At 40.8% G+C, this 2,387-nt stretch carries 2 protein-coding genes and 1 pseudogene; all 3 read left to right on the top strand.

Features of this window, described 5'->3' with window-relative positions; all coding sequences use genetic code 11:
* The coding region (locus O9332_RS03365; RefSeq protein WP_288023629.1) for a tetratricopeptide repeat protein at positions 1–1,678 on the top strand (1,678 nt) is incomplete at its 5' end.
* A gap of 302 nt (positions 1,679–1,980) precedes the next feature.
* Complete coding sequence (locus O9332_RS03370; RefSeq protein WP_002735146.1) at positions 1,981–2,220, top strand: hypothetical protein; 240 nt, start codon at positions 1,981–1,983, stop codon at positions 2,218–2,220.
* Between the two features lie 35 nt (positions 2,221–2,255).
* Positions 2,256–2,387: pseudogene (locus O9332_RS27935) on the top strand (type II toxin-antitoxin system VapC family toxin); the annotation flags it as partial.

Here is a 2,387-nt window from a genome sequence, read left to right on the forward strand (position 1 = left end):
CAAGTTTCATGGGGAAATGACTGCGGAAAGAGGGTTAAAAGCTGCCTTTAATCTCAGTTGGGAGGAGTTGCATAGCGAACCAGAAGCGCAAATTTTGGCACTTTACCTCAGTTTATTCGCTCTTGCGCCCTTTCCCAAGGGGATGATTCTGGATTTATTTCCCGATGAGGATGGGGATACAGTGGAGGAATGGTTAACCGATAGTTTAGTTCACCTGAGTTTAGTTCAGGATAATCGTGATGGTTGGTATGAAATTCATCCCCTGTTGCGTCGCTATTTTCGGGATAAGTTAGAAGCATCACCCCACGCAGAACCAGCAAAACGCCGTTATTGTGGGATTATGGCCAAAAAATCGGCAGAAATGCCACAGGATACAACTGTAGAAATCGTTGAAGAATTTAAACCTTTCCTTCTCCATCTACAAGCATCTGTCGGGGAATATCCCCAATATATCGCTGATGAGGATTTATTATGGTCCTATACGGGTTTAGCTCGTTATTATCAAGGACAAGGATTGTATGCTATTGCTGAACCTTACTATCAAGATTGTTTAACCGCAACTCGAACCCACTTGGGAGACAATCATCCCGATGTGGCAACTTCCCTCAACAATTTAGCAGGATTGTACGATTCCCAAGGCAGGTACACAGAAGCGGAACCTCTCTTTCTAGAAGCATTAGATTTGAGAAAACGACTATTAGGAGACAATCATCCCCATGTGGCAGCTTCCCTCAACAATTTAGCATACTTGTACGAATCCCAAGGCAGGTACACAGAAGCGGAACCTCTCTATCTAGAAGCATTAGATTTGAAAAAACGACTCTTAGGAGACAATCATCCCTCTGTGGCAACTTCCCTCAACAATTTAGCATACTTGTACGAATCCCAAGGCAGGTACACAGAAGCGGAACCTCTCTATCTAGAAGCATTAGATTTGAAAAAACGACTCTTAGGAGACAATCATCCCTCTGTGGCAACTTCTCTCAACAATTTAGCAACATTGTACAGTTCCCAAGGCAGGTACAAAGAAGCGGAACCTCTCTATCTAGAAGCATTAGATTTGTATAAACGACTCTTAGGAGACAATCATCCCCTTGTGGCACTTTCCCTCAACAATTTAGCAGCATTGTACAAATCCCAAGGCAGGTACACAGAAGCAGAACCTCTCTATCTAGAAGCTTTAGATTTGTGTAAACGACTCTTAGGAGACAATCATCCCGATGTGGCAACTTCCCTCAACAATTTAGCAGCATTGTACCATTTCCAAGGCAGGTACAAAGAAGCGGAACCTCTCATTCTAGAAGCTTTATATTTGTATAAACGACTCTTAGGAGACAATCATCCCGATGTGGCAACTTCCCTCAACAATTTAGCAGGATTGTACGATTCCCAAGGCAGGTACACAGAAGCGGAACCTCTCTTTCTAGAAGCTTTAGATTTGTTAAAACGACTCTTAGGAGACAATCATCCTAATACAAAAACCTGTCGTAATAATTTACAAAGGCTGCGACAACAGCAAAAACCTACTTCTTTAACTTGGTGGCAGTGGATTATCGTTACTCCTATAGTTATTCTATGGATGCAGTGGATTATCGTTACTCCTATAGTTATTCTATGGATGCCGTTTTATTTGCTATGGATGCTCACTCGGTGGCTAGTGCGTCGCTTTATTAGGTAAAGAGTCTAAACTATGATTGATGCGATTATGGGATAGACTATAATTGATCATTGATAAAGACTTGCCAAATACAACACAATCATAGTATTCACTCAATCATTCAAATCACAGCTTAGACTTATTATAGGAATCTTCCAGACTCTGTGCGATAAGCTTAACCTACAACATAATCGATCTTTGTGTCCTTTGTGCCTTTGTGGTTCCTTCCATTCCCTCGCCAGTAGGACTGTATCTTAGAATACATTTTACCCACCAAATCCAAGAGAGCCATAACTGATAACTGATTAGCAAGGAATAAAACCATGAACACTAAAGAGAGACTATTGCAAGAGATTGAACAAGCACCGGATTCTTTAATAGAAGAAACTTTGAACTTCCTCCTTTCAGCACAAGCTAGTTATGCTAAATCTGAAAGTAATGTAGGGGAGGCAATATTAAAGCTTCTGGAAGAGATGCCATTAGACAATGACGACTTAGAAAAGTTGCCTATAGATCTTGCTAATCAACATGATCATTATCTTTATGGAGTTCCCAAATCCTAAGCAAAGCCGAAACTAAAGTTTATAGTATCATAGCAATGAAAACCATCTTTGCAGACACATTTTATTGGGTTGCTCTCATTAACAATCGTGATGATTGGCATGAGAAAGCTATAGAAATGACAAGGAAACTCCAGCAGGTAACAATAGTGACAACCGATGAAGTCTTT

The organism is Microcystis sp. LE19-10.1B, from assembly GCF_027530565.1.
Lineage (GTDB): Bacteria > Cyanobacteriota > Cyanobacteriia > Cyanobacteriales > Microcystaceae > Microcystis > Microcystis aeruginosa.